This window comes from Spirillospora sp. NBC_01491 (genome assembly GCF_036227065.1).
GTDB classification, from domain to species: domain Bacteria; phylum Actinomycetota; class Actinomycetes; order Streptosporangiales; family Streptosporangiaceae; genus Spirillospora; species Spirillospora xylanilytica.
The window spans coordinates 2,997,560-3,018,441 of record NZ_CP109432.1; the positions used below are offsets into that span (position 1 = coordinate 2,997,560).

Below are 20,882 nucleotides of genomic sequence, written 5' to 3' on the forward strand. Positions count from 1 at the left end.
GTCATCCGGTCCCCGCCGCATCCGCACCCATCTGAGTTTCCTTCGAGGAGGACACCCAGAGCCCACCACACCGGCCCGTGACTCTCGCCTGGCAGCCCATTCCGACCCGTCACCCGAAGCCGGAGACGCTGCCATGAACACCCGCCATCACGCGCCAAGCCCGACCCGCCGCACCACCGACCAGCCCCACGCTCACCCGCATCGGCGTACGCCGAGCCGTGCCCGGCTCCTGGCCGCTTCTGTGTTGTGGACCGCCGGATGTGTCGCGACTGCGCTGCTGGTTCCCGGTATCGCCGAAGCCGCCGGCAGCCTGGCCTCGCAGCCCACCCTCGACCAGGTCATCACCAACCTGCGGAACGTGATCGTGAGCATGCTGGTGGGCCTGGCCACCCTGTTCGCCACCATCGGCGGAGCCCGCTACATCCTGGCCGGCGGCGACCCGAGCGAGGTCGAGGCCGCCAAGAAGACCCTGCGCTACGCCGCGATCGGATACAGCGTCGCGGTCCTGGCGCCGGTCCTGGTCAAGCTCCTGCAGACCGTCGTGGGCCAAGCATGAACTCCAGCACCGCCAGCCCGACGGCGCTGCGGCTGGCGAGAGTGGCGCTACTGATCACGGCGTTCGTGCTGGCGGCGATGCCGCTGCACGCGACCGTCGCAGCAGCGGCAGCGGACGTCGTCGCGTCTCCTTCGGCGCCTCCGCCGCTTCCATCCCCGTCTCCGAGGCCTCCCGTCGAGACACCGTCCACGCCCGGAGACACCCCGGCGCCAACGCCGTCTGCGCCGGACGGACGGCCGCAGACTCCGGGGTCGCACAACCCGGATGAGCAGCAGCAATCGGGGAAGGAAGGGTGTGGGTTCGTTGATGTGAGCTGCATGGCCAAGCAGGCGGTGAACGGGTGGTTCGCCGAGCTGGTGTCCTCGGCGGCAAAGCCGATCTTCGGGTTGTTGCGGGCGACGGTGCTGGGCACTCCGGAGATCGATTCGCAGGACATGGCGCGGACCCGGCAGTTGTGGGGGACCTCGCAGACGATCGCGAACACCTGTTACGTCCTGGTCATCTCGGTCGCGGGGGTGCTGCTGATGGCCGGGCAGTCGCTGCCCGGCGGTGAGATGTCCCCCAGGCAGTTGCTGGTCCGGCTGGTGACGGCGTTCCTAGCCTCCAACCTCAGCCTGATCTTCATCGGCTACGGGATCGAGTTCGCCAACGGGCTGGCCGGAGCGTTCCTGAACAGCGGCGCGGAGAAGATCGACCCGAGCGTGGTCGCCGACGCCTACGTCGGATACGTCACCGCGACTCTTCTCCCGACCCAGCCGTTCATGGCGATCCTGGGTCTGGGCGTGGTCGCGCTGGCGTTGTGCGTGGCGTTCATCTACGTGGTGCGCATCGCGATCACGATGGTGCTGATCGCGGCGGCGCCGCTGGCGTTGATGTTCCACGCCCTGCCGGTGACCGATGGGCTGGCGCGGCTGTGGTGGCGAGCCATCACCGGGATCCTGGCCATCCAGGTCTGCCAGTCGCTGGTACTGGTCACCGCGTTCCAGCTGATGTTCTCCGAGACCAAGGACACCAGCAACTCCTACTTCGGCTTCCCGACCCGCAACGACATCACCGACCTGCTGCTGGCGATCTGCCTGCTGTGGGTGATGGTCCGGATCCCCTCCTGGGTCGCACGGACCATCTGGCAGCCCGCCCAGCCACGCATGCTCGGCCAGATGCTCAAGAGCTTCCTCATCTACCGGGGGCTCGGCGCCCTGATGGGCAAGGCCGGCAAAGCGGTCCAGCGTCCGCCCAAGGGCGTCCGGCCACTGCCGCGCACGCCCCTGCGGCCTCTTCCGCAACCACCTCCCGCACCGCCACCGCCTCCGCTGGCACCACCCACGCCGCCGCCTCCTCCTCAGCAGCCGCCTGACGCTGGGCAGCCAGTGCAGCTCGCGCTACCGATCCCAGCCCCGCCCCGTCCCGCCGCCCGGCGTCCGGTGCAGCTGGCACTTCCCATCCCCATCACCCGCGTCCCCAGACCGGCCGCGACGTCGGCGCCCGCCACGCCGCCACGTCCGCGCGTTCGGTCCGGGCAGCTGATGCTGCCCGGGATGCCCAAACGGCCGGTCCCGCCACGGCAGCTCACCTTGTGGGTCGAGCCGCCCAAGACCCGCAAGCCCAGGAGGAACCCGTGACCCGCCACGACGAACCGCCGCTATCGGCGAAGATCCCAGCCGACATCGACCGGCCCGACAAGATCCTCTACGGCCTGACCGGACGGCAACTGCTGATCCTGGCGGCCACCGGCATCAACGCCATGTGGGTCGTGCTGACCGCCGAGGGCCGGTTGCCGTTTCCGATACTGATCGCGGTGGTGCTGCCGATCGTGGCGGCCGGCGTCATGCTCGCCATCACAGGCCGCGACGGAATGAGCCTGGACCGATACGCACTCGCCGCCCTGGCCCACCTCCGGCGACCCAAGACGCAGATCCCAGCGGGGGAGCCGGTGCAGGCACCACCTTCGTGGTGCCGGATGCGCGGACGTCTGCCCGCACCACTGCGCCTGCCGGTTCGGGCCGTGCGCGAAGACGGCGCGATGGAGCTGGCCGACGGCCGCACCGTCGCCATCGTGCAATCGGGAACGGTCTCGTTCGGGCTACGGACACCCGGCGAACAAGCGGGACTGATCGCGGTGTTCGGGCGGTGGCTCAACTCTCTGGACGCTCCGGTGCAGATCCTCGTCCAGGCCCGTCCGGTCGACCTGTCCGGGCTGGCCGGTCACATCACCGGCCACGCACCGACCCTGGCCGACCCGGCGCTGGAGCAGGCCGCCCGCGACCACGCCGCGTTCCTCGACGAACTCGGATCCGCGCACGATCTGCTCATCCGGCAAGTCCTCATCGTGATCAGCGACACCACCGGCGTCCAGACTGCCTCGCCCAGCCTGCCCTGGCTCAAGACCAAGCGCCCCCGAGCAGCCCGGGATGCCGGCGCGTCGGTCGTGTTGCGGCGCGCCGAGGAAGCCGTCCGCTCGCTGGCCGCACTCGGCGTGACCGCCGACGTCTTGGACGCCCGGGCCTGCACCGCCGTCCTGGCCGAGTCGCTATCCCCAGGTGAGGCCCTGCCTGTGGACAACGCCACCCCATATGAACCGACCGTCGCCAGGCAGGAGTCATGATGCGCCGCCCATTCAGCGTGTTCTCCCAGGCCCTTCACGCTTCAGGCCACACCGCCGACACGACAGAGAACGTGGACAGCGACCGCCTCGGGATCGGCCCGTCCGCGGTGCGGGTGAACTCGCGGTCGGTGGAGTTGCCGGGCGGGGTGTGCGCCTCCTTCGCCGTGGCCGGCTATCCGCGCGAGGTCGGCGCGGGCTGGCTGGAACCGCTGCTCACCTATCCCGGCCGCCTGAACGTCTCGCTGCACATCGAGCCGATCCCGCCCTTGATCGCCGCTCAGCGGCTCCGCCGCCAGCTCGCCCGGCTGGAGTCGGCCTCCCGCACTGACGCGCAGCAGGGCCGGCTGGCCGATTTCGCGGCCGAGGCCGCCGCCGATGACGCCGCCGAACTCGCCGCGTCTCTCGCCCTGGGTCACGGTCGGCTGTTCCGGGTGGGCGTGTACCTGACCGTGCACGCCACCGGGCACGCCGGCCTGGAGGCCGAGGTGCAGCGGGTGCGTGCCCTGGCGGCCTCGCTACTGCTGGACGCCCGGCCCACCACCTTCCGGGCCCTGCAAGGCTGGACCACAACCCTGCCCCTGGGCACCGACACCTTGCGGGAGCGGCGGGTGTTCGACACCGCCGCCCTCGCCGCTGCGTTCCCGTTCACCTCACCCGACCTGCCCCCTCGCCTCGCCCAGACACCGGTGCTGTACGGGCTGAACGCCTACTCCTCGGGCGTAGTGGTGTGGGACCGGTTCGCCCAGGACAACTACAACTCCGTCACCCTGGCCCGGTCGGGAGCTGGCAAGTCCTACTTCACCAAACTCGAAACGCTCCGCCTGCTCTACCAAGGCGTGCACGTCGCCGTCGTCGATCCCGAGGACGAATACCGGCGCCTGTGCGACTCGGTCGGCGGCACCCGCATCGGACTCGGCGCGCGAGACGTGCGCTTCAACCCCTTCGACCTCCCCAAAGGGCAGGACGAGGACACCCTGATCCGCCGTGCGCTGTTCCTGCAGACGCTCGTCGCGGCGATGCTCGGGCAACCGCTCGCCCCGGCCGAGCGGGCGGTGCTGGACCGGGCCGTGATCGCCACCTACAACACGCGCGGCATCACCTCCGACCCCCGCACCTGGGCGCGTCCCGCCCCGCTGCTGGCCGACCTCACCACCCAACTCGATCTCGTCGCCGAATCCAGCACCCACGAGGCGAGCACGGCGGCGGAGCTGTCGGGACGACTGGCGCCCTATGTGACCGGATCGTTCCGGGGGCTGTTCTCGGGCGCGACCACCACCAGGCCAGACGGCCACCTGATCGTGTTCTCGCTGCGGGACCTTCCCGAAGAGACCCGGACGGTGGGAACGCTGCTGGCCCTGGACGCGATCTGGCGTCACGTCGCAGACCCCGCCGACCGGCGCCGCCGCCTCGTCGTGGTCGACGAAGCCTGGACGCTCATGCGCGAGGCGGAGGGCGCCCGGTTCCTCTACCGGCTCGCCAAGTCCGCGCGTAAGCACTGGGCCGGGCTGGCGGTGGTCACCCAGGACGCCGGAGACCTGCTCTCCACCGACCTCGGGCGCGCGGTCATCGCCAACTCGGCCACCCAGATCCTGCTCCGCCAAGCCCCACAGGTCATCGACGACATCGGTCGGGCCTTCGACCTGACCGACGGCGAGAAAGCGTTCCTGCTCGCCGCCGATCGCGGCCAGGGACTGCTGTGCGGGACCGCGACCGGCTCGGACCGGGCCGCGTTCGCCGCCATCGCCAGCGCCCGCGAACACCAGCTGACCACCACCGACCCCGCCGAACTCTCAGCACTCGGCGAACACGACGACACGACCGCGGCCACCGCGGCCACCGACCAGGCTAAGGAGATCGACCCGCTATGAACCTGCACACCACCCACAACAGCACCGCCAACGGACTCGCCGATCTCCTCCTGCACCTGTGGCAGGAACCTCAGCACCTCCTCCACCTGGCCGCGCAGTACGGGCCGGGCCTCGCGGCGGGCACTCTGGCCGGTGCGGCGGTACTCGGCGCGGCCCGTCGGCTCATGTGGCGATGGCGGAACACGCGCTTCGCCGAGGGGGCACGGGTGATCGAGGTCGCGGTGCCGCCGAAGGTCGAGGACAGCAGCGCCGCCGCCTGGTGGGCGCGGCTGATCGGCCTCACCGCCCCGGCCTGGAAACGCGCGCTGTACGGGCAGCCGCACCTGGTGTTCGAGTACGTCGCCGATCACAACGGTGTCCGGTTCCAGGTCTGGGTGCCCGGGGTGATCCCGGTCGGCCTGGTGGAGAAGACGATCCGGTCGGCGTGGCCGGGCGCCACCCTCACCACCCGCCACGCCGCCCCGCCCCTCCCCACCAACGCCGCTTCGGCCGGAGGGCGGCTCGTGCTGGCGCGCCCCGACCACTACCCGCTCTCCAGCACCCACGACGCCGACCCGTTGCGGGGACTACTGGGCGCCGCGTCCGGGCTCGCCGACGGCGAACACCTCACCGTGCAGGTACTCGCGCGACCTGCCACCGGCCTTCGTCTGCGGCGCGGATACAGGGCCGCGTCCGCGCTGCGCGGAGGACGATCCACCGCTCCTCAGAGCGCGGTGTTCGATCTGGTCACTCCGGGCATGTCCGGGCACGCCAACCCTGGTGAACTGTCCCGGCGGTTCCCCGAGCGCGCCGAGGAGGTCCGCGCCATCCTCGGCAAGGCCACACAGCCTCGCTTCGAAACCCAGATCGTCTACGCCGTAGCCACAACCCACCACCAGGGCGAGGAGGCCAAGGCGTGGCTACGGGGTCTTGCTCACGAGATCGCCTCGACCTTCGCGCTGTTCACCTCCGGCCACCAGTACCTGCGCCGACGGCGCCTGCGCAACCCTGCGTCCCGGGCGGCCTCGCGTCGACTGGACCGGGGTGATCTGCTGTCGGTGCCCGAGCTGGCCGCGCTCGCGCACCTGCCCTATGACCTGGGCGCGCCCGGGGTCACCCGCGCCGGTGCCCGCCCCGTCGCCCCCTCACCGGCCGTTCCCGTCGGCGGGCCCGGAGTCCGAGTCCTGGGCGACGCCGAGGCCGGAGCGCCCCGCCCGGTCGGGCTCACCGTCGCCGGCGCCCGCCAGCATCTGCACGTCCTCGGGCAGACCGGCGTCGGCAAGTCGACGTTCCTGGCCAGCCTGATCCTGGCCGACGCCGCCGCCGGGCGAGGCGCACTGGTCATCGACCCCAAGGGCGACCTGGTCGCCGACGTCCTGGACCGCCTCCCCGAGCGCGCCGTCGGCCGCACCGTGGTGTTCGACCCGGCCGACCATGGCCCGCCACCGTGCCTCAACGTGCTGGCCGGCCCGGACCCGGCATTCGCGGCCGAGTCGATCGTCACCACGTTCCGCCGCTGTTTCTCCTCCGCCTGGGGACCTCGGCTGGACGACCTCATGCGGTCGGCGTGCCTGACCCTCACCCGCGTCAACGGCGCCCGCGCCACCCTCGGCGATATTCCCCGCCTCCTGGTCGACAGCGCCTATCGCGCCCGTGTCACCGGGAGGCTGAACGATGAACTGCTGCGCGGGTTCTGGTCGTCCTACGACGAGTTGACTCCGGCCGCTCGCGCCTCGGTGATCGGCCCGGTGATGAACAAGCTGCGAGCGGTGCTGCTGCGCCCGTTCGTCCGCGACACTCTGTCGGGGGCCTCGTCCACCGTCGACCTCGGTCACACCCTGGGCAGCGGCGGTCTGATCCTGGCGCGGCTTCCCAAGGGTGTGCTCGGTGAAGACGCCGTCCGCCTCTTCGGATCGCTGCTCCTGGCCCACGCCTGGCAGGCCATCACCCCGCGCGCCAACCAGCCTGAACACTTGCGCCGTGACGCCGCCGCCTACATCGACGAGGCCCACAACTTCCTCAACCTGCCCGGCTCCATCAGCGACATCCTCGCCGAGGCGCGCGCCTACCGGTTCAGCCTCACCCTGGCCCACCAGCACCTCTCGCAGCTCCCCAAAGATCTGCGCGAAGCGGTCTCGGCCGATGCCCGCAACAAGATCTACTTCGCCGCCTCGCCCGAGGACGCCACCGACCTGGCCCGCCACACCGCACCTCTGATCAGCCCGCACGACCTGTCCCACCTGGGCGCCTACCAAGCCGCCGCGCGCCTCATCGACGGCAACACCGCCACCTCGGCGTTCACCTTCCGCACCCGTCCCCTTCCCCATCCGATCCCCGGGCGGGCCCAAGCCGCCCGCCGGGCATCCCGCGAGCAGTTCGCGGCCGGGCAACCCAAACGACTCATCCCGGCCGTCGGCCTCCGCACCCTGAACGCCGCCGACTCCGCCAGCGCGGCCGGCGCGGCCGAAGAGACCGGGGCGGTCAACGACGAGAACGGCAACGCCTGATGACGCCCCAGAAGAAGGCGACCAACCGCCTGCGCGGACCCCAGATCCGCCCGCCGCGAATGGCGCCGGACCTGATCGCCGATCTGGCCTACCGGCTCACCGCACGCGACCGGGAACTACTGGCCCTGGTGTGGGAACACCGCGTGCTGACCACCGGCCAGCTCACCTCTTTGTTCTTCCCCAGCCCCGAACGCGCCCGGCAACGACTCAACCGGCTGTACCGCCTTCACGCCCTGCTGAGATTCCGGCCCTGGACGCCGGTCGGGTCCAAACCGTGGCACTGGGTCCTCGGACCCGCAGGCGCCCACGTCCTGGCCATCGAGCACGGTCAGACCGTCAGCGCCTTCGGCTACCGGCAGGACGCCGCGACCGGCATCTCGGTCTCGCCGCGACTCGGACACCAGGTCGGCGTGAACGACTTCTTCATCCGCCTGCACGCCCACGCCCGGCGCCGCGCCGACGGGACCACCCTCACCGAATGGTGGTCTGAGCAGCGCTGCGCCGCGTTGTGGGGAGACCTGGCCCGTCCTGACGCCTTTGGCCGCTGGACCGAGGCCAGCGTGAACGCCCCGCCGAGAACACTGGACTTCTTCCTCGAACACGACACCGGAACCGAGACGCTCGCCCGCGTCGCCCGCAAGCTCGGCGGCTACGCCGACCTCGCCGAAGCCACCGGAACCACCACGCCCGTCCTGATCTGGCTGCCCAGCTCGGCACGCGAGGCCAACCTCCGCAAAGTCCTCGGCGTTCCCGAGATTCCGGTCGCGACCGCCGTCCACACCCCTGCGACCTCGCCCGACGGCCCCGCGGGACCGGTCTGGCAACTCGCCGGAACCATCGGCCGCCGACATCGGCTGTCCGCCCTCGGCACCGCGTGGGCAACCGGCCAGAGCCCGGATCCCGAGACGTCCTGATGCCACTGATCATCGGGGCGGCGGTCGCCGTGCTCGTGCTCATGGCCGTGTTCGTCGGGGCCCTCGGCGCGGCGATCCCGGGCTCCGGAACCACGAACCCGCCGTGCCAGCCCGACCCCGGCCGGGGCGCCGCGGACATCCCGCCTTCCTATCTGGCCTTGTACGTCAAGGCCGGGAAGCGGTACGGCATCGGATGGAATATCCTCGCCGCCGTCGGCAAAGTCGAATCCGACCACGGGCGCGGCCACGGACCGGGGATCGCATCCGGGACGAACCAGGCCGGTGCGGCGGGCCCGATGCAGTTCATCTCCGAAACGTGGGCAACCTTCGGCGTCGACGGCGACCACGACGGCCGCAAAAGCGTCTTCGATCCCGCCGACGCCATCCCGGCCGCCGCCTCCTACCTCAAACACGGCGGCGCGCCCGAGAAGATCCGCGCGGCCCTCTTCCAGTACAACCACTCCACCGCCTACGTCGAGAAGGTCCTGCGTCAAGCCCGCGTGTACTCAGAGACCAGAACACCAGAGCCGGCCTCGCCTGGCGGCCGAGGCTGCACCGGCGCCAGCCCCTTCTCTACAGTCGCGCCTCCGGGTCAGGCCGCCGCCAAAGCGATCGCCTACGCCCACGCGCAACTCGGCAAGCCCTACCGCTGGGGTGCGCTGGGCCCGAATGCCTTCGACTGTTCGGGGCTCACCTTCGCCGCCTACCGCGCCGCCGGGATCACCATCCCGCGCGTCTCCGGAGACCAATGGCGCCACGAACCCCACATCCCCAGAGGCCAGGGACAGCCCGGCGACCTGGTCTTCTTCAACTCCGGCCCGGGGACCTCCACCACGTCACCCGGCCACGTCGGCCTGGTCATCGGCCACGACAAGATGATCGCCGCACCGCACACCGGCACCGTCGTCCAGATCCAGCCCTACTCCCGAAACACCCTGCTGGGCTTCGCACGGCCCCGTCCACACCGATGAAGAGCCGCCACGACCTGCCGTGCGGACGGTGACCACCCCGGCGAGAAGGGCAAGCCCATCGCCGATCTCCGGCGCCGTCATCGGAACGGGACAGCGCCAGGTCATGGAGGGTCCGGTGCCCGGGTGCGGCCCGATCGGGCCGCACCCGGGCGTGATGCTCACGCGCCGTGTAGTGCGCGGGTGGCGGCGGCCCCGATGGCATCGGCGGCGGCTGCGGGATCGGTCAGGGCGACCAGGTGCGCGCCGTCCATCGCGTCCGCCCGGTCCGACAGCGCCAGCCACAGCACCGAGCACCCGGCGGCGGACAGCCGGTCGACGCGCTTCTGACCGGTGACGAGCTGCGGCGGTTTGAAACGGCCGTCGGAGACGACGACCAAGAGCCGGGCGGCTCCGGGGCGGGTCAGGTCCAGGGCCGAGTCGAGGGCGTCGACGGCCTCGACGAAGTCCTCGGTGGAATCGGACGCGCTGAACATGGAGACCTGGGCCGGGGTCTGCCCCGGCCGGGTCACGGCCCGCACTTTCGCGCCGAAGATGACGGTGGCCGAGACGGCGTCGGGCACGTGGGAGGCCGCCCGGGAGATGATCCACGCGGCCGAGGCGACCGGGTCGGCCAATCTCCTCATCGACCCCGACACGTCACAGGCGATTCCGATCCGCAGCGGCGGCGCGGGCACGTGACGGCGGGTGGAACGGGTGAACGGTTCGGCGGTCGGTGTGACCCCGGCGGCGCGCTGCGCGTCCGCCGCCAGTGCGCCGCGCATACGCAGACGTCCGGGCGGGGTGGGCGAGGTGCTGGTGGAGGTCACTCGGTCGCGGTGCGCGGCGGCCCGCAACCGGCGGGCCAGACGGCGCGCGGCGGCCTGCTCGTCGGGGCTCGGCGCACGGGTACCGGTGATCGCGGTCGGTCCACGGCGGCCGGTGTCGGTACCGGTGGCGCTGAACACGCGCCGGGCTGCGCCTTCGGCCGCCTGACGGGCGGCCTGCTCGCGGCGGCGTTCGTCGGCGGCCCGGTCGGCGCTGCTGGCCGAGGTGGGCACGGCGGGTGGACCGGCGGCGGCCCCGACAGCGGTCAGGGCCGCGCCGATCGCCTCGGCCAGCGGGGACGGATCACCGTCGGCCCCAGGCGTGCCCGGGGACGGCGCGGGGGCGGGGCGGCCGGGGTCGGTGCCGATGATCCGGCACCACCGGTGTCCGAGGTCGATCATCGTCTCGGCGTCTTCGTCTCCGGTAACGTGCGCGATGTGCCACAGCGCCGAGAGCGCGCTCAACCGGCTCGCCCCCAGCACCGTGGTCACGGTCGCGGACAGCGACGCGGTTTCGGCGGGATTCAGGATCCCGGCGTCAGTGCGGGCCAGCAGCAAGGCGGCTGCGCGTCCGGCGTCCCAGGGCGTCATAGCCGCGCTCAGCGTCGCGGCGGGCGGTCCGGCCGGTGTTCCGGCGGGTCCGGTGCCGCCCGGGGATCGGGTGGTGAAATCGGCTAGAACGAGGTGAGCGGCCGAGGCGCGTAGCCAGGGGCGATCGGCGGGGCGGCGGCGGATCTGGGCGACCTCGATCCGCGACTCCTCCAACGCCATGGCCACCTCCACGGCGGCCGTGGGCACGCCGTCCGGGACCGTCCAGCGGCTGTGAGCGGCGTGCGCGGCCTCGTGCACCAGCACGCCCCACAGGGCGGGGTAGCGGTGCCGGTCGGACGGGCGGGACGGGTCACAGGTGCCGGGGTACTGCCCCAGGTGCGCGCCGTCCAGTTCGATGGTGGCCAGCGCGGGAATGAAACACCCTGGCGCGCCACCTCCCAATCCGGGCGCGCATCGCACGGTGAGGTCTTCCCGTTCGGTCAGGTCGGTGACGGCATCGGTGAACGCGGCGGACAGCCGTAGCCACGGGCCGCGCGGGTCGGTCGGTCGCGTGGCACCGGCTGCGGGTCCGGCGGCCGGTAGCGGTCCGGCGGCAGGCGCTGCCGGGGCGGCCCCGGACGGGGTGGCGGGTGCGGTGATGACGTGTGCGGTCACGGGATTCCTCCGTACGTGGACGAGCGGCGGCTATGGTGCGTGGCGGTTGCGGCGCGTGCCGTTCGCGGTGTGTGGCGTTCGCGGCGCGCGGCGGTCAGATTTGGCGGCCGAGGGCCAGCGGGGTGACGGCGCGGCCGTAGACGGCGCTGACGACCTCGGCGACGACGTCGCGGTCTTCCTCGGGCGCGATTCCGAGCAGGTTCGACACCGCCGCCTCGGGGCCCAGGACACCGGCGATCTTCTGGAAGGCGATGAGCTCGCGTAGTTGCGGCGCCCAGCCGATCTCCCCGGAGTCCTGTCGGCGGGCCAGGTTGCGCGCGACCCGGACGACGCGGGGCTCGATGTCCAGCGTCCGGGCCAGGTCATAGTCGGTCGTCACGCGTATCTGAGCGGCGAACCGCGAGGCCAGCGCCTCGGTCAGCACCGCGCCGTGAACACCGGGGTTGTGTCCGGCGATCACATAGAAGCCCTCTGCGGCGGTGATCGTCTCGCCCTTGTGCGCCTTGACAGTGATCTGCCGCCGTCCGTCCAGCGCGGGGTACACCACCGCCAGCACCTTCGGCGAGATCAGTGTGGCGTCGTCGATGAGAAGGCACCGGCCCTCGGTCATCGCGGTCACCAACGGCCCGTACACGAACTCATAGCCGCCACCGGGCGCCTGCGTGTACTCGCCGACGAAATCCGCGACGGCGGTGTCTCCGTCCCCCGCAACCGTGATCAGGTCCGGGAACGCGGCCTCGACCAGCGACGTCTTCCCCGTCCCCGGCGGCCCGTACAGCAGCGCCGGAACCGACGCGTCCCGCAGCCGCCGCAACGCGGCCACGTCCGGCAGGTCAGCCAACCGGCGCGGGTGGTAGGTCTGTCCGTTCGGCCGCACCACCGGCCCGCCGTCCGCCTTCCCGCCTGTGGCGGCGTGCGCCCGGGGTGTTCCTGGTTCCGGGGCGGGCTTCCGCGCGGGGACGGAAGCCGGGGGCCGGGTCGGTGCCGCCGTCCGGGCGGACGCCCCGGGCGCGGGTTTGGTCGCCTCGGCCGTGGTCGCCGTCGCGCGGAAGCGGCGCGGCCCTACCGATACCTGCTCGGCGTGCCCGTGATCCACCAACGTGGTCAGGGCGTTGCTGACCGCACCGGCCGACCGGTCCAACGTCTTGGCGATTTCACCCGGGGTGACCTCGTCCCCCGGACGATCCAATAGAAGGACGGCGACCCTGCGGCGTAGTTCGCCCTGTCCGAGTCGGCCGCTAACGGCGGGAACGGGCGCGGGCACGGACGTTGATGCGGACGTGGCGGACGGAACAGCGGTCATCGTGATGACTCCATGTCGTGTCAGAGGTGAGCCGGGCGAAGGGGGGGCAGGTCGGCTGGCCGGACCCGCCCCCGGGACGGCGGTTCAGCGCGCGGCGCTGGCCATGGGACGGACCGCACCGGCGGTAGGGCTGACGGTGGTGAACCGGCGCGGCCTGTCGCACACCAGCTCGGCCGCCCCCGACTCGGTCAGACGGTCCAGGGCGTTGGACACCGCACCGGCCGAATGCCCGATGACCTTGCCGATCTCATGCGGGGTGAACTCGGTGCCGGGGTAGGCGGTCAGATGCGCGGCGACCTTCGCGCGCATCTCACCCGGCTGCGAGCGTGCCTGCCCCGACGCGGTACGAGGCCGCCCGAGCGCCGCCGTCCGCACCAACCGCCGCGCCTTCCCCGAGCCGCCGTAGACGGCTTCGACGGCCGTCAACGCCGCTTCCCCGTTGCCGCCGGTCAACGCGTCCAGCGCCGCCGTGACCGCCGCGCTCATGGCCGTCAGCGCGTCACGGGCCTCAGCGACCGCCGCCACGTCCATCCCGTCGCCCTCGTCCGCCGGGGGAACATCGGAGGTGTCCGCACCGGCCGAGGTCGTGTCATCCGTCGCGACGGTGCCGCCCGGGGCCTCGTCGGGCTCCACGCGGTCGGCGGAGGTGTCCGGCGCGTGGCCGGTGGGCGCGGCGTCGGGCTCGCTGACAACGTCGGTTCCGGTCGCCGTGCCGGGGACGGTGACCAAGGCGTGCCAGGTGTCGGGCAGCCGCTTGCCGCCATCCCGGCCGCCGGGCGTCCGGGTGGCGCGGCCGTCACGTTCCAGGTTGGTCAGCGTGCGCCCGACGGTCGCGCGGCTGACCCCCGCCGCCGTCCCGATAGCGGACGCGGTGGCGCCGGGGGTTGCCGTCAGCGCGTCCCACACGTCCCCAGCCGCCCCCGCCGGACGTGATCCGTCTGTCACAGGGGCGACGGCGTTCGCGGCGGCCTGCGGCCCCGTGGGACGGCTTCCGGCGGAACTATTCGCGGCGTTCTTCTTGGTGGCCATTTCGACTCCCATTCAGTGATACCGGCGACCGCATTTCGGTGCCGTTCCCGTTCGCCGGGAGCTCGACCATTTCTCGATGCCGCATCAATAGGCAAGCACCTCGGCCGGTTTTTTAATCACCTCAAGGGCTGAACAACCTAACCAATCCCACCCCGAACCCATAAACCAAAGCGACAACAAAGCTAATTTCACCGACCAATCACCGTCGCCGCCCCCGGAAAGCACACGGCATGCGCGACTCATTCGCGTTCCGTCTCCATAAAGGGCACGGGACCCGCTGTGTCAGGCCCGAACGAGGTGCGCAGATGCCTCACCTCGACTCGCCGCACGGGCACCCCACGACTCGCCCGGTCGACTCTCACCCGGCAGCCGGCGAGCAGGGCGAGCGGTCAGCTCATCCGCCGGCACTTCAGATACGCCAGTGACAGACACAGAGAGAGACCAGTGATCAGAGCAGGGAAGACAGGCAGCACCTCGCACGCACATCTGATCTATTACCAGGGGTCGTCATGACGACGAGTCGGGCCCACGAGCGGAATATGCACAACCACTTCCGACCTGCGCAGATGCATCCTCTGCCGTCTCCCGTTCATAGGGAGAACCCCGAAAAGGAGCCCGAGAAGAACACCGAACAGAAGACCGGAAGCAAGTGCCACCACACGCCTCGAAGGGCCGTGCACAGAAGGCGCGGATCGCCGCAGAACGGAAGCAGGCCCCACCCGCCGCCCGGCGAACCGGGCCTGCGGACGGGGCCTCAACTTCAAGGGCCTCGTCTATCCTGCCCTCGAGGGGCCAGCCTGTTACAGGCAGGCTGGGCCCTCTTATGACGCCAGCGGCACCTCTCGGGCCGGAGTGGTCCCCACACTTCCCCGCAGGTCAATGTCGGCCCACACCGTGTAGCCGATCCGCGGGCTGCCATGGACACCGGTCGCCAGCGCGAGCTTGGAGACCATGAGAAGTCCACGCCCGCCCACCCGAGGCTCACACCCCGGCTGCTCTGAGCGAACGGTCGGAACACAGCCACCGCCCAGGTCGGTCACCGCGATGTAGGAGACGTCCGCCAGCGTGACCTCCAGACCGAACCAGCCGCGCGCACCCCCTGACCGTGAGTGCCGGACGGCGTTGCTGCCCAGTTCGGCGACCACGACCGCCACGTCCTCCTCGCGTCCGGAGCCGGCGAACAGCGACGTCGCGAACACCCGCGCCACCCCCACCTGGTCCGCGCGACCCGAGAACACCCGGCGCCACCGCATCGGCTCTGCGCCCCACAACCAGTCACCCGGAGAGCACAGGCTCCAATTATCCTTTCCCACTTCCCCGATTCCTTTCCATCCTGCCGCCCGGCGCCGTCACCACGACCCGAAACAAAACGGGCGGCCCGGATACGATTGACGCTCGACTCTTTCCCGGCGTCAAGTCGAGCCGACGATTGGACCGTCCACCGATACTTCGGTCCGGCCTCAAGTCGCCAATATCGCCCAAACGGCCTTCCCGCCTCCCGCGAGCGGGCGCACACCCCAATCGGCGGCGAGTGCATCGACCATCCGCATCCCTCGTCCCGAGGTCGAGACGTAGTTCGCCGGACATAGAACCGGTTTCTCCTCGCTCTCGTCCCACACTTCTATGACTGGGAGCCCACTACATTCGTCTCGGAATACTCGGACGACGATGGCACCGGCGCCGTGCAAAAACGAATTCGTCACCAACTCCGAGACGATCAATCGCCCATCGAAGTCGTCCTCCACCCCCCACTCCCAAAATCGGTCCGACAGGAACGCGCGCGCCGCCTCGGGTGCCGCCTCCGAGGGATCCAGGATGATGGCGTCCGTCAGTGGGTCAGTGGTCATGATGGTGGCCTTCAGCAGGATCCTCGATGAGGGCACGTTCGCCCCCGCAGGCGGCGGCAGGACGTCGAGCGCTCGTGCTCGCATCGAGCACGAGGAAACGGATCGCGGTCATGGAGCCCTCTCGTCGCCGCGGCGGGCGGCTGGTGAGTGATGACACCTCGGTCTCCTGGAGCAGCGCTGGCTTGCCGAGGAGGACGGGGCTGATGCTGTGCCGATACGGTCCAGCACACACAGTGACGAGGCAATATCGAAATCGCGATACAACGCTCAGTCGTGTTGAGATGTCGACACAACGGGGACATGTCGTATCGGGATGCCGATACGACTGGTGATCGGGGCGGACCGTAGGGCCACATCGGTGGTTACCTTGAAAGCGTCAGCCCCGATGACGGAGAGGCATCGCGCCCATGGGCGGAGTATCAGAGACCCGCAGGAAAGCAGCAGAGCTCCGCGCCCTGGCGACGATTGAGCACTGGAGCCAAGACCAGCTCGCCCAGCAGCTCGCCGAAGGCTGCGATGTTTCCCCCCTCGCCGCCCACCGGCTCGCGAACGGTTGGGGTGTTCAGCAGGTCGCCGACCGGCTCAACGAGCTCCGCAACACCGACCGGAACATCACCAAGACGATGGTCTCGGAATGGGAGAACGGCCGGACTCGGCCCCGCCCCGAGGCGATCGACCTGCTGTGTCGGCTATACCAGACACGCCCGGACCGTCTCGGCTTCGGAGGGGACTACAGCGACACGGCCTCGGGTTCGATATCACCTGCCCGGGGCAGGCAAGAACCGCCTCCTGCCGGTGTCGAAGCACACGGCCACGAGGGACTCATGATGGAGCTCGACGAAATCCTGCACAGGCTCGGCGGAACTCTCAACAAGGAGACCGCCGACTCCGCGGTCACCCATCTCGAGAGGCGCGCCGCCAACTATGACGCCCTCTTCCGCACCGGCACCTCGGGCAACGTAATGATCGACGTCGCCCGGGATCTGCGCGACACGCACGAGGTTCTCGAAGGCGATCACACCCCGGAGATCCAGCGGCGACTCCTGGAAGTCATGGCCAGGCTCTCGGGAATGCTCGGGATCGGCCTGCTCCACATGGGCGACATACGCGCCGCCGACAAGTGGCTCAACATGGCGGAACTGGCAGCGGAGCGAAACGAGAACCGGGATCTACGGGGCTGGGTCACAGCCCGGCAAGCACTCGTCCCGCTCTACTACGGCAACCGGCGGGACGCTCTCGACCTGGCAACGAAAGCTCTCAACCTCACGGGCCGGAACAGCAAGACCGCGGCGGCGGCTCGGGCAGAGATCATCCGATCGCGCGTGCTTGCCCAGACCCCTGGTCAGCAGAATGCGGCACTGGCCGCAGCCGACCACGCACGGCACATCCACGCGGAACTCTCCGGGCCCGACGCGACCGACGGAATCATCGGCCTGACCGCCACCCAACTGGCGGGACACCTCGGAGAGATCTACACCCACGCCGGACGCCCGGACGAGGCCTTCGCCCAGCAGACCATCGTGTTGGACCGCGTCACCGGCACCTCCCCGGAAGGATGCCTGGAACCGGATGGATGCTTGGACGTCACTCTCACACGTCTCCAGCGCGGTCTCGGCTACATCAAGTCCCACGAGCCAGAAGAGGCCTGCCGAGAAATGACCGAGGCGGTGCTGTCCATCCCAGCGATCTGCTGCACTCCGATGATCAGACGCGAAATCCGCAACGTCGCCGGTGTCGTGCCGAGCTCGGCACGGACCACATCGTCCTACCGCGACCTCACCGACGCAATGTCAGGTCTCCACGAGACAGGCCGCTCCCTCACCTGATCATCCCGACGAAACCGGCGTCATTCAGAACCTTGCCGCCGACCTGCCGCATGCGCCCTCCGGCATGGCGACGAGGTCCGTCGATCCGCAGATGCGCCCGGCCTCATAAGGGGTACCGACGAAAGCCGTAGCCCTACAGTGACGGAACAGGCCCCGGAGCGGCGAGCTCCGGAGCCTTCGTCGTTGCAGGGGGGCTCGTTCTGGGGTGCGGGGGCGTTTGGACGCGTTAGGGCCGGGCGGCTGTGGTGGCCGCCCGGCCCGGTTCTGTGTGAGTGTGTTCTGTTGGTCCTTGTCGTTGCGGGGCGTGGTCGTCGGTGTGCTGGGTGTCAGGTCGTGCTGTTCTGTCGTTCGGGTGCTGCCAGGTGGTTTTGGAGTTCGCGGTGGCGGAACTGGTAGGCGATGCCCGCGGTCCGGACCAGTCCGGCGTCGGTGTAGCACCAGTCCAGGAAACGACCCAGGCGTAGCGGGAGACGCCGCTTCATGCAGACCAGCGTCACGAGGTAGCGCACCGCCGCCAGCCCGGCGGGCCTGACCGTGAACCCACTGGCAGCCCAAACCCATAGCACGCTCGTGAGCCCGACCGTGAGTCCGACCGTGAGCCTGTACCCGAGATCGCCCGCGAGCCCGTACGTGAGCGCGCCCGTGAGTCCGCCTGTGAGTCCGACCGTGAGCGCGCCCGTGAGTCCGCCCGCGAGCCCGAACGTGAGTCCGCCCGCGAGCCCGAATTTGAGCCCGTCCGCGAGCCCGAATTTGAGCCCGTACGTGAGCCCTCCCACGAGCCCTGACCCGAGCCCGAACACGAGCCCGCCCGTGAGCCCGCCTATGAGCCATCTAGTGAGGTCTTTGTGGATGAGGCTGCGGGGGTTTGTTGTGGTGCTGGTGTCGGAGGGGTCGAGTTCGTAGGTGAGCCCGCCCGTGAACCCGCCCACGAACGCGCCCACAAGGCTGGATACGAGCCCGCCGGTGATCCCGTACACGAGCCCGTCCTCGAACCCGTTCGAGAACCAGCCCGCGAGCCCGAACGTGAGCCCGGCCACGGGTCCGGCTGTGATTCCGATCGCGATCCATTTGAGGGTTCTTCGGCGGCCGGAGGGTGTTCTGAGGCGGGAGAGGTCCAGGTACGCGGGCACGGGCCAGGGGTGTCTCCATGCGATGGCCCCGGGGAGCAGAACGAGGATTTCACCGCACCAGACCGTTGCCGATCTACCTTCACTCGTTGCTACAGCTGCCAGTACTGCGGTGATCGGCAGGGCGGTGAGGAGGGTGGCGAGGAGGGCGGTGAGGGCGCGGGGGCGGTTTCGGGCGATGGGCCAGAGTTCGTGCAGGACGATGTCGGTGCTGGACAGGGCACGGCCGGCGAAGGCGGGGCGGTCGGTGTTGGTGTCGAGGTAGCGGGCCAGGACGGTCAGCCATGTGTGGACTTGGTCGGGCCGGTAGCGGTGGGGGTTGCGGTCTGCGCGGGTGGCGTTGGCGACGGAGGCGGGGATGAACTTTTCCAGCAGGTGGCGGTGGATGTCGGCGGGGTCGTCGTATGCGGCGAGGTCGGCGGGGTCGCGGACGTAATCGCCGGTGGTGGAGAGCTCCTGGTAGACGGTGATCGCGAGAGTCAGCTGCCAGGGGGTGGTCAGGGTCTGGGCCAGGGGGTGGCCGGGCTGGTCGAGGGCGCGCAGGATGGGTTGCCAGCGCGGGACCTGGCCGTTGCCGACGGTCTCGGTGATGAACTTTGAGGTTTGGGCGGGGCTGACGGGGACCAGGTCGACGTGGACGGCGTCGCGGGCCTGGGCATGGCCGCGGGTCAGGGCCTGGTACTGGCCGGTGCGGCAGGTCAGGATCACGCTGGCCTTGCCCTGATTGTTCTGGTAGAGGTTGAGTTTCTCCAGGGCGCGGCGCGCGGCGGAGTCGTAGCCGGGCTCATCGGCGCGGTCCATCTCATCGAGCCCGTCGATGACCGGAAGCACCAGGCGGGCATCCACCAACTTCCGCGCCGTGACCTCCCGCAGTCCGAACGTCTGCATCAGATGGCCGACCAGCAGGTCCTCCACGTCCATGCCCGGATCCCACGCGGCGGCCGAAATCCGCACCGGCACCGGAGCATTGGGCTCGCGCTCCTCTAGCATGCGCAGGATCAAATTGATCACCAAAACGGTCTTCCCCGCCCCCGGCGCACCGGTGATGACCAGCCGCTGTGTCGGACGAAGATCCCGGAAGTAGTCGGCCACATTCGTCAGCATCCCGGCACTCGCAGCACCGCCCACCTCGTGATTGGACACCAGAACGAAACCCACATCGATCATCCGGGCATCAGGGATCAACTGTCTCCGCTGCTTGATCTCCGCCTTCTCTACCAGCTCGGCGAGATCGGCGGCCCTGGCCACCTTGTCGGTGTCGCCCGAACGCAACGCCCGGTTGGCCAACACCGCCGACCAGACCCCCACCACCAGCGCCATCGACCCGATGACCGCACCCAGAGGATCGACATCACCGATCTTCGGCGGCCTCTTGACCAGCAGAACCACCCCGATCAACAGGAACACCGCGCTCACCGCAACCCAGACACGACCCCGCCCACGCTGATCCATAACCCAGCAGCATGCCCCCACTGCAGGAACCGCGCCACGCCAATCACCAATCCCGGACAAGCCCACCGAGGCGCCGCAGGAGCGTTCGTCCAACGGTCGTTCGACGGACACGCGAGGGGCGGTCTCCGGTGATGCCGCCGCGTCGAATTCCCTCGCTCGCCCTCACCCGGCCCGAGCAGAGCAAGAGACCACGACGCCGAGGCCCATAACAAACACGTATAGCGCTCGTGGGTTCCATGCTCCCCGCTGGGCGCCCGCGGGGCTGTAGAAGATGATCTTCTCTAGCATGGAATACGGTGTGCTTGGCTACCCAGAACGCTGCAGCTCAGAGGGGTTTCGTCGGTAGCCCCTTAATCCGGGTAGTCACCCGTCACCCCCGAATTCACCGAATCCTCTGAGCGCGCTGACCACCATCCAGATGTCGACGGCCGCTGGCACACCCTGATACTCGTGCGCACGACCTGGGCCAGGAACCGGCACGCATGATCGGCCAGCTCGCGACCCATCTCACCCCAGGTGGCCGTACTACTGGGGGAACCTCAGCACGGGCTCGTGAGTGCTCAGGGTTCGCCCATCCAGGTCCGGTTCTGCTCTGAAGACCAGGTCGAACCCGCCCAGCTCAGGTGGCGGCTCGCGCTTCGTCGACGTCTGCCCGCGGGCACCGGTCGATGAACCGGCCTCACACGCCTGCTCCGAGCTCCGGTTACGAGATCTATACCCAGGAATTTTGGGCGGGGCGAAGCACGAGGTCAGGCGAGTTATTGGCACACACCTCGCCTTTGCCATCCCTGCGCACGACACGGTGCCAGTCGATGTCCTTGCAGGTCAGCGCGGTTTTGAGCAGCTCCTGAGCACAACCGTGAGCAGGTCGGCTGCCTACCCGGTGCTCATG

14 protein-coding genes are annotated in these 20,882 nt (G+C 69.9%); 8 read left to right on the top strand and 6 right to left on the bottom strand.

Going from position 1 to position 20,882, the window contains the following annotated elements:
* Positions 1–241: 241 nt before the first annotated feature.
* The 7 genes from OHA34_RS13985 (at position 242) to OHA34_RS14015 (ending at position 9,397) form a co-directional block, all read left to right on the top strand.
* A complete protein-coding gene (locus tag OHA34_RS13985) occupies positions 242–556 on the top strand; it encodes a pilin (RefSeq protein WP_329521832.1) in 315 nt (104 codons plus the stop codon).
* Positions 557–873: 317 nt separating this feature from the next.
* Entirely contained in the window at positions 874–2,175 is a 1,302-nt protein-coding gene (locus OHA34_RS13990; protein WP_329521833.1) for a hypothetical protein, read from the top strand.
* Positions 2,172–3,158 (top strand): PrgI family protein, encoded by a 987-nt coding sequence (locus OHA34_RS13995; RefSeq protein WP_329521834.1) that lies wholly within the window; start codon positions 2,172–2,174, stop codon positions 3,156–3,158. Before OHA34_RS13990 ends, OHA34_RS13995 begins: the two co-directional genes overlap by 4 nt.
* 71 nt (positions 3,159–3,229) lie before the next feature.
* Positions 3,230–5,026 carry a VirB4 family type IV secretion system protein gene (locus OHA34_RS14000; RefSeq protein ID WP_329521835.1) on the top strand — a complete coding sequence of 599 codons (1,797 nt, stop codon included), beginning with the start codon at positions 3,230–3,232 and terminating at the stop codon, positions 5,024–5,026.
* A complete protein-coding gene (locus OHA34_RS14005; RefSeq protein WP_329521836.1) occupies positions 5,023–7,512 on the top strand; it encodes a type IV secretory system conjugative DNA transfer family protein in 2,490 nt (829 codons plus the stop codon). The genes OHA34_RS14000 and OHA34_RS14005 overlap by 4 nt, the downstream gene beginning before the upstream one ends.
* A complete protein-coding gene (locus OHA34_RS14010) occupies positions 7,512–8,426 on the top strand; it encodes a replication-relaxation family protein (RefSeq protein ID WP_329521837.1) in 915 nt (304 codons plus the stop codon). Before OHA34_RS14005 ends, OHA34_RS14010 begins: the two co-directional genes overlap by 1 nt.
* A 41-nt stretch (positions 8,427–8,467) precedes the next feature.
* Positions 8,468–9,397, top strand: coding sequence for a C40 family peptidase (locus OHA34_RS14015; RefSeq protein WP_329521838.1), 930 nt, complete (start codon positions 8,468–8,470; stop codon positions 9,395–9,397).
* 158 nt (positions 9,398–9,555) lie between these two features.
* Here the strand turns inward: OHA34_RS14015 and OHA34_RS14020 are convergent, their stop codons facing one another.
* The 5 genes from OHA34_RS14020 to OHA34_RS14040 all read right to left on the bottom strand — a co-directional run bounded on the left by OHA34_RS14020 (position 9,556) and on the right by OHA34_RS14040 (position 15,585).
* Entirely contained in the window at positions 9,556–11,406 is a 1,851-nt protein-coding gene (locus tag OHA34_RS14020) for a hypothetical protein (RefSeq protein WP_329521839.1), read from the bottom strand.
* Between the two features lie 94 nt (positions 11,407–11,500).
* Positions 11,501–12,247 carry an AAA family ATPase gene (locus OHA34_RS14025; RefSeq protein WP_329521840.1) on the bottom strand — a complete coding sequence of 249 codons (747 nt, stop codon included), beginning with the start codon at positions 12,245–12,247 and terminating at the stop codon, positions 11,501–11,503.
* Between the two features lie 546 nt (positions 12,248–12,793).
* A complete protein-coding gene (locus tag OHA34_RS14030; RefSeq protein WP_329521841.1) occupies positions 12,794–13,738 on the bottom strand; it encodes a hypothetical protein in 945 nt (314 codons plus the stop codon).
* An 821-nt stretch (positions 13,739–14,559) separates the two neighbouring features.
* Positions 14,560–14,976: an ATP-binding protein gene (locus OHA34_RS14035; protein ID WP_329521842.1), complete on the bottom strand. Its 417-nt coding sequence runs from the start codon at positions 14,974–14,976 to the stop codon at positions 14,560–14,562.
* A 222-nt stretch (positions 14,977–15,198) separates the two neighbouring features.
* Positions 15,199–15,585, bottom strand: a complete 387-nt coding sequence (locus tag OHA34_RS14040; protein ID WP_329521843.1) for an ATP-binding protein — start codon at positions 15,583–15,585, stop codon at positions 15,199–15,201.
* A gap of 407 nt (positions 15,586–15,992) precedes the next feature.
* Between OHA34_RS14040 and OHA34_RS14045 the strand changes: the two genes are divergently transcribed.
* Positions 15,993–17,411, top strand: a complete 1,419-nt coding sequence (locus OHA34_RS14045) for a helix-turn-helix domain-containing protein (protein WP_329521844.1) — start codon at positions 15,993–15,995, stop codon at positions 17,409–17,411.
* Between the two features lie 326 nt (positions 17,412–17,737).
* Here OHA34_RS14045 and OHA34_RS14050 read toward each other — a convergent pair whose 3' ends face one another.
* Positions 17,738–19,954 carry an NACHT domain-containing protein gene (locus OHA34_RS14050; protein WP_329521845.1) on the bottom strand — a complete coding sequence of 739 codons (2,217 nt, stop codon included), beginning with the start codon at positions 19,952–19,954 and terminating at the stop codon, positions 17,738–17,740.
* Positions 19,955–20,882: the final 928 nt, after the last annotated feature.

Coding starts and splice junctions, on each gene's coding strand:
- OHA34_RS13990 (WP_329521833.1), top strand. CDS start 874: ATGGCCAAGCAGGCGGTGAACGGGTGGTTCGCCGAGCTGGTGTCCTCG.
- OHA34_RS14005 (WP_329521836.1), top strand. CDS start 5,023: ATGAACCTGCACACCACCCACAACAGCACCGCCAACGGACTCGCCGAT.
- OHA34_RS14010 (WP_329521837.1), top strand. CDS start 7,512: ATGACGCCCCAGAAGAAGGCGACCAACCGCCTGCGCGGACCCCAGATC.
- OHA34_RS14015 (WP_329521838.1), top strand. CDS start 8,468: ATGGCCGTGTTCGTCGGGGCCCTCGGCGCGGCGATCCCGGGCTCCGGA.
- OHA34_RS14030 (WP_329521841.1), bottom strand. CDS start 13,738: ATGGCCACCAAGAAGAACGCCGCGAATAGTTCCGCCGGAAGCCGTCCC.
- OHA34_RS14040 (WP_329521843.1), bottom strand. CDS start 15,585: ATGACCACTGACCCACTGACGGACGCCATCATCCTGGATCCCTCGGAG.
- OHA34_RS14045 (WP_329521844.1), top strand. CDS start 15,993: ATGGGCGGAGTATCAGAGACCCGCAGGAAAGCAGCAGAGCTCCGCGCC.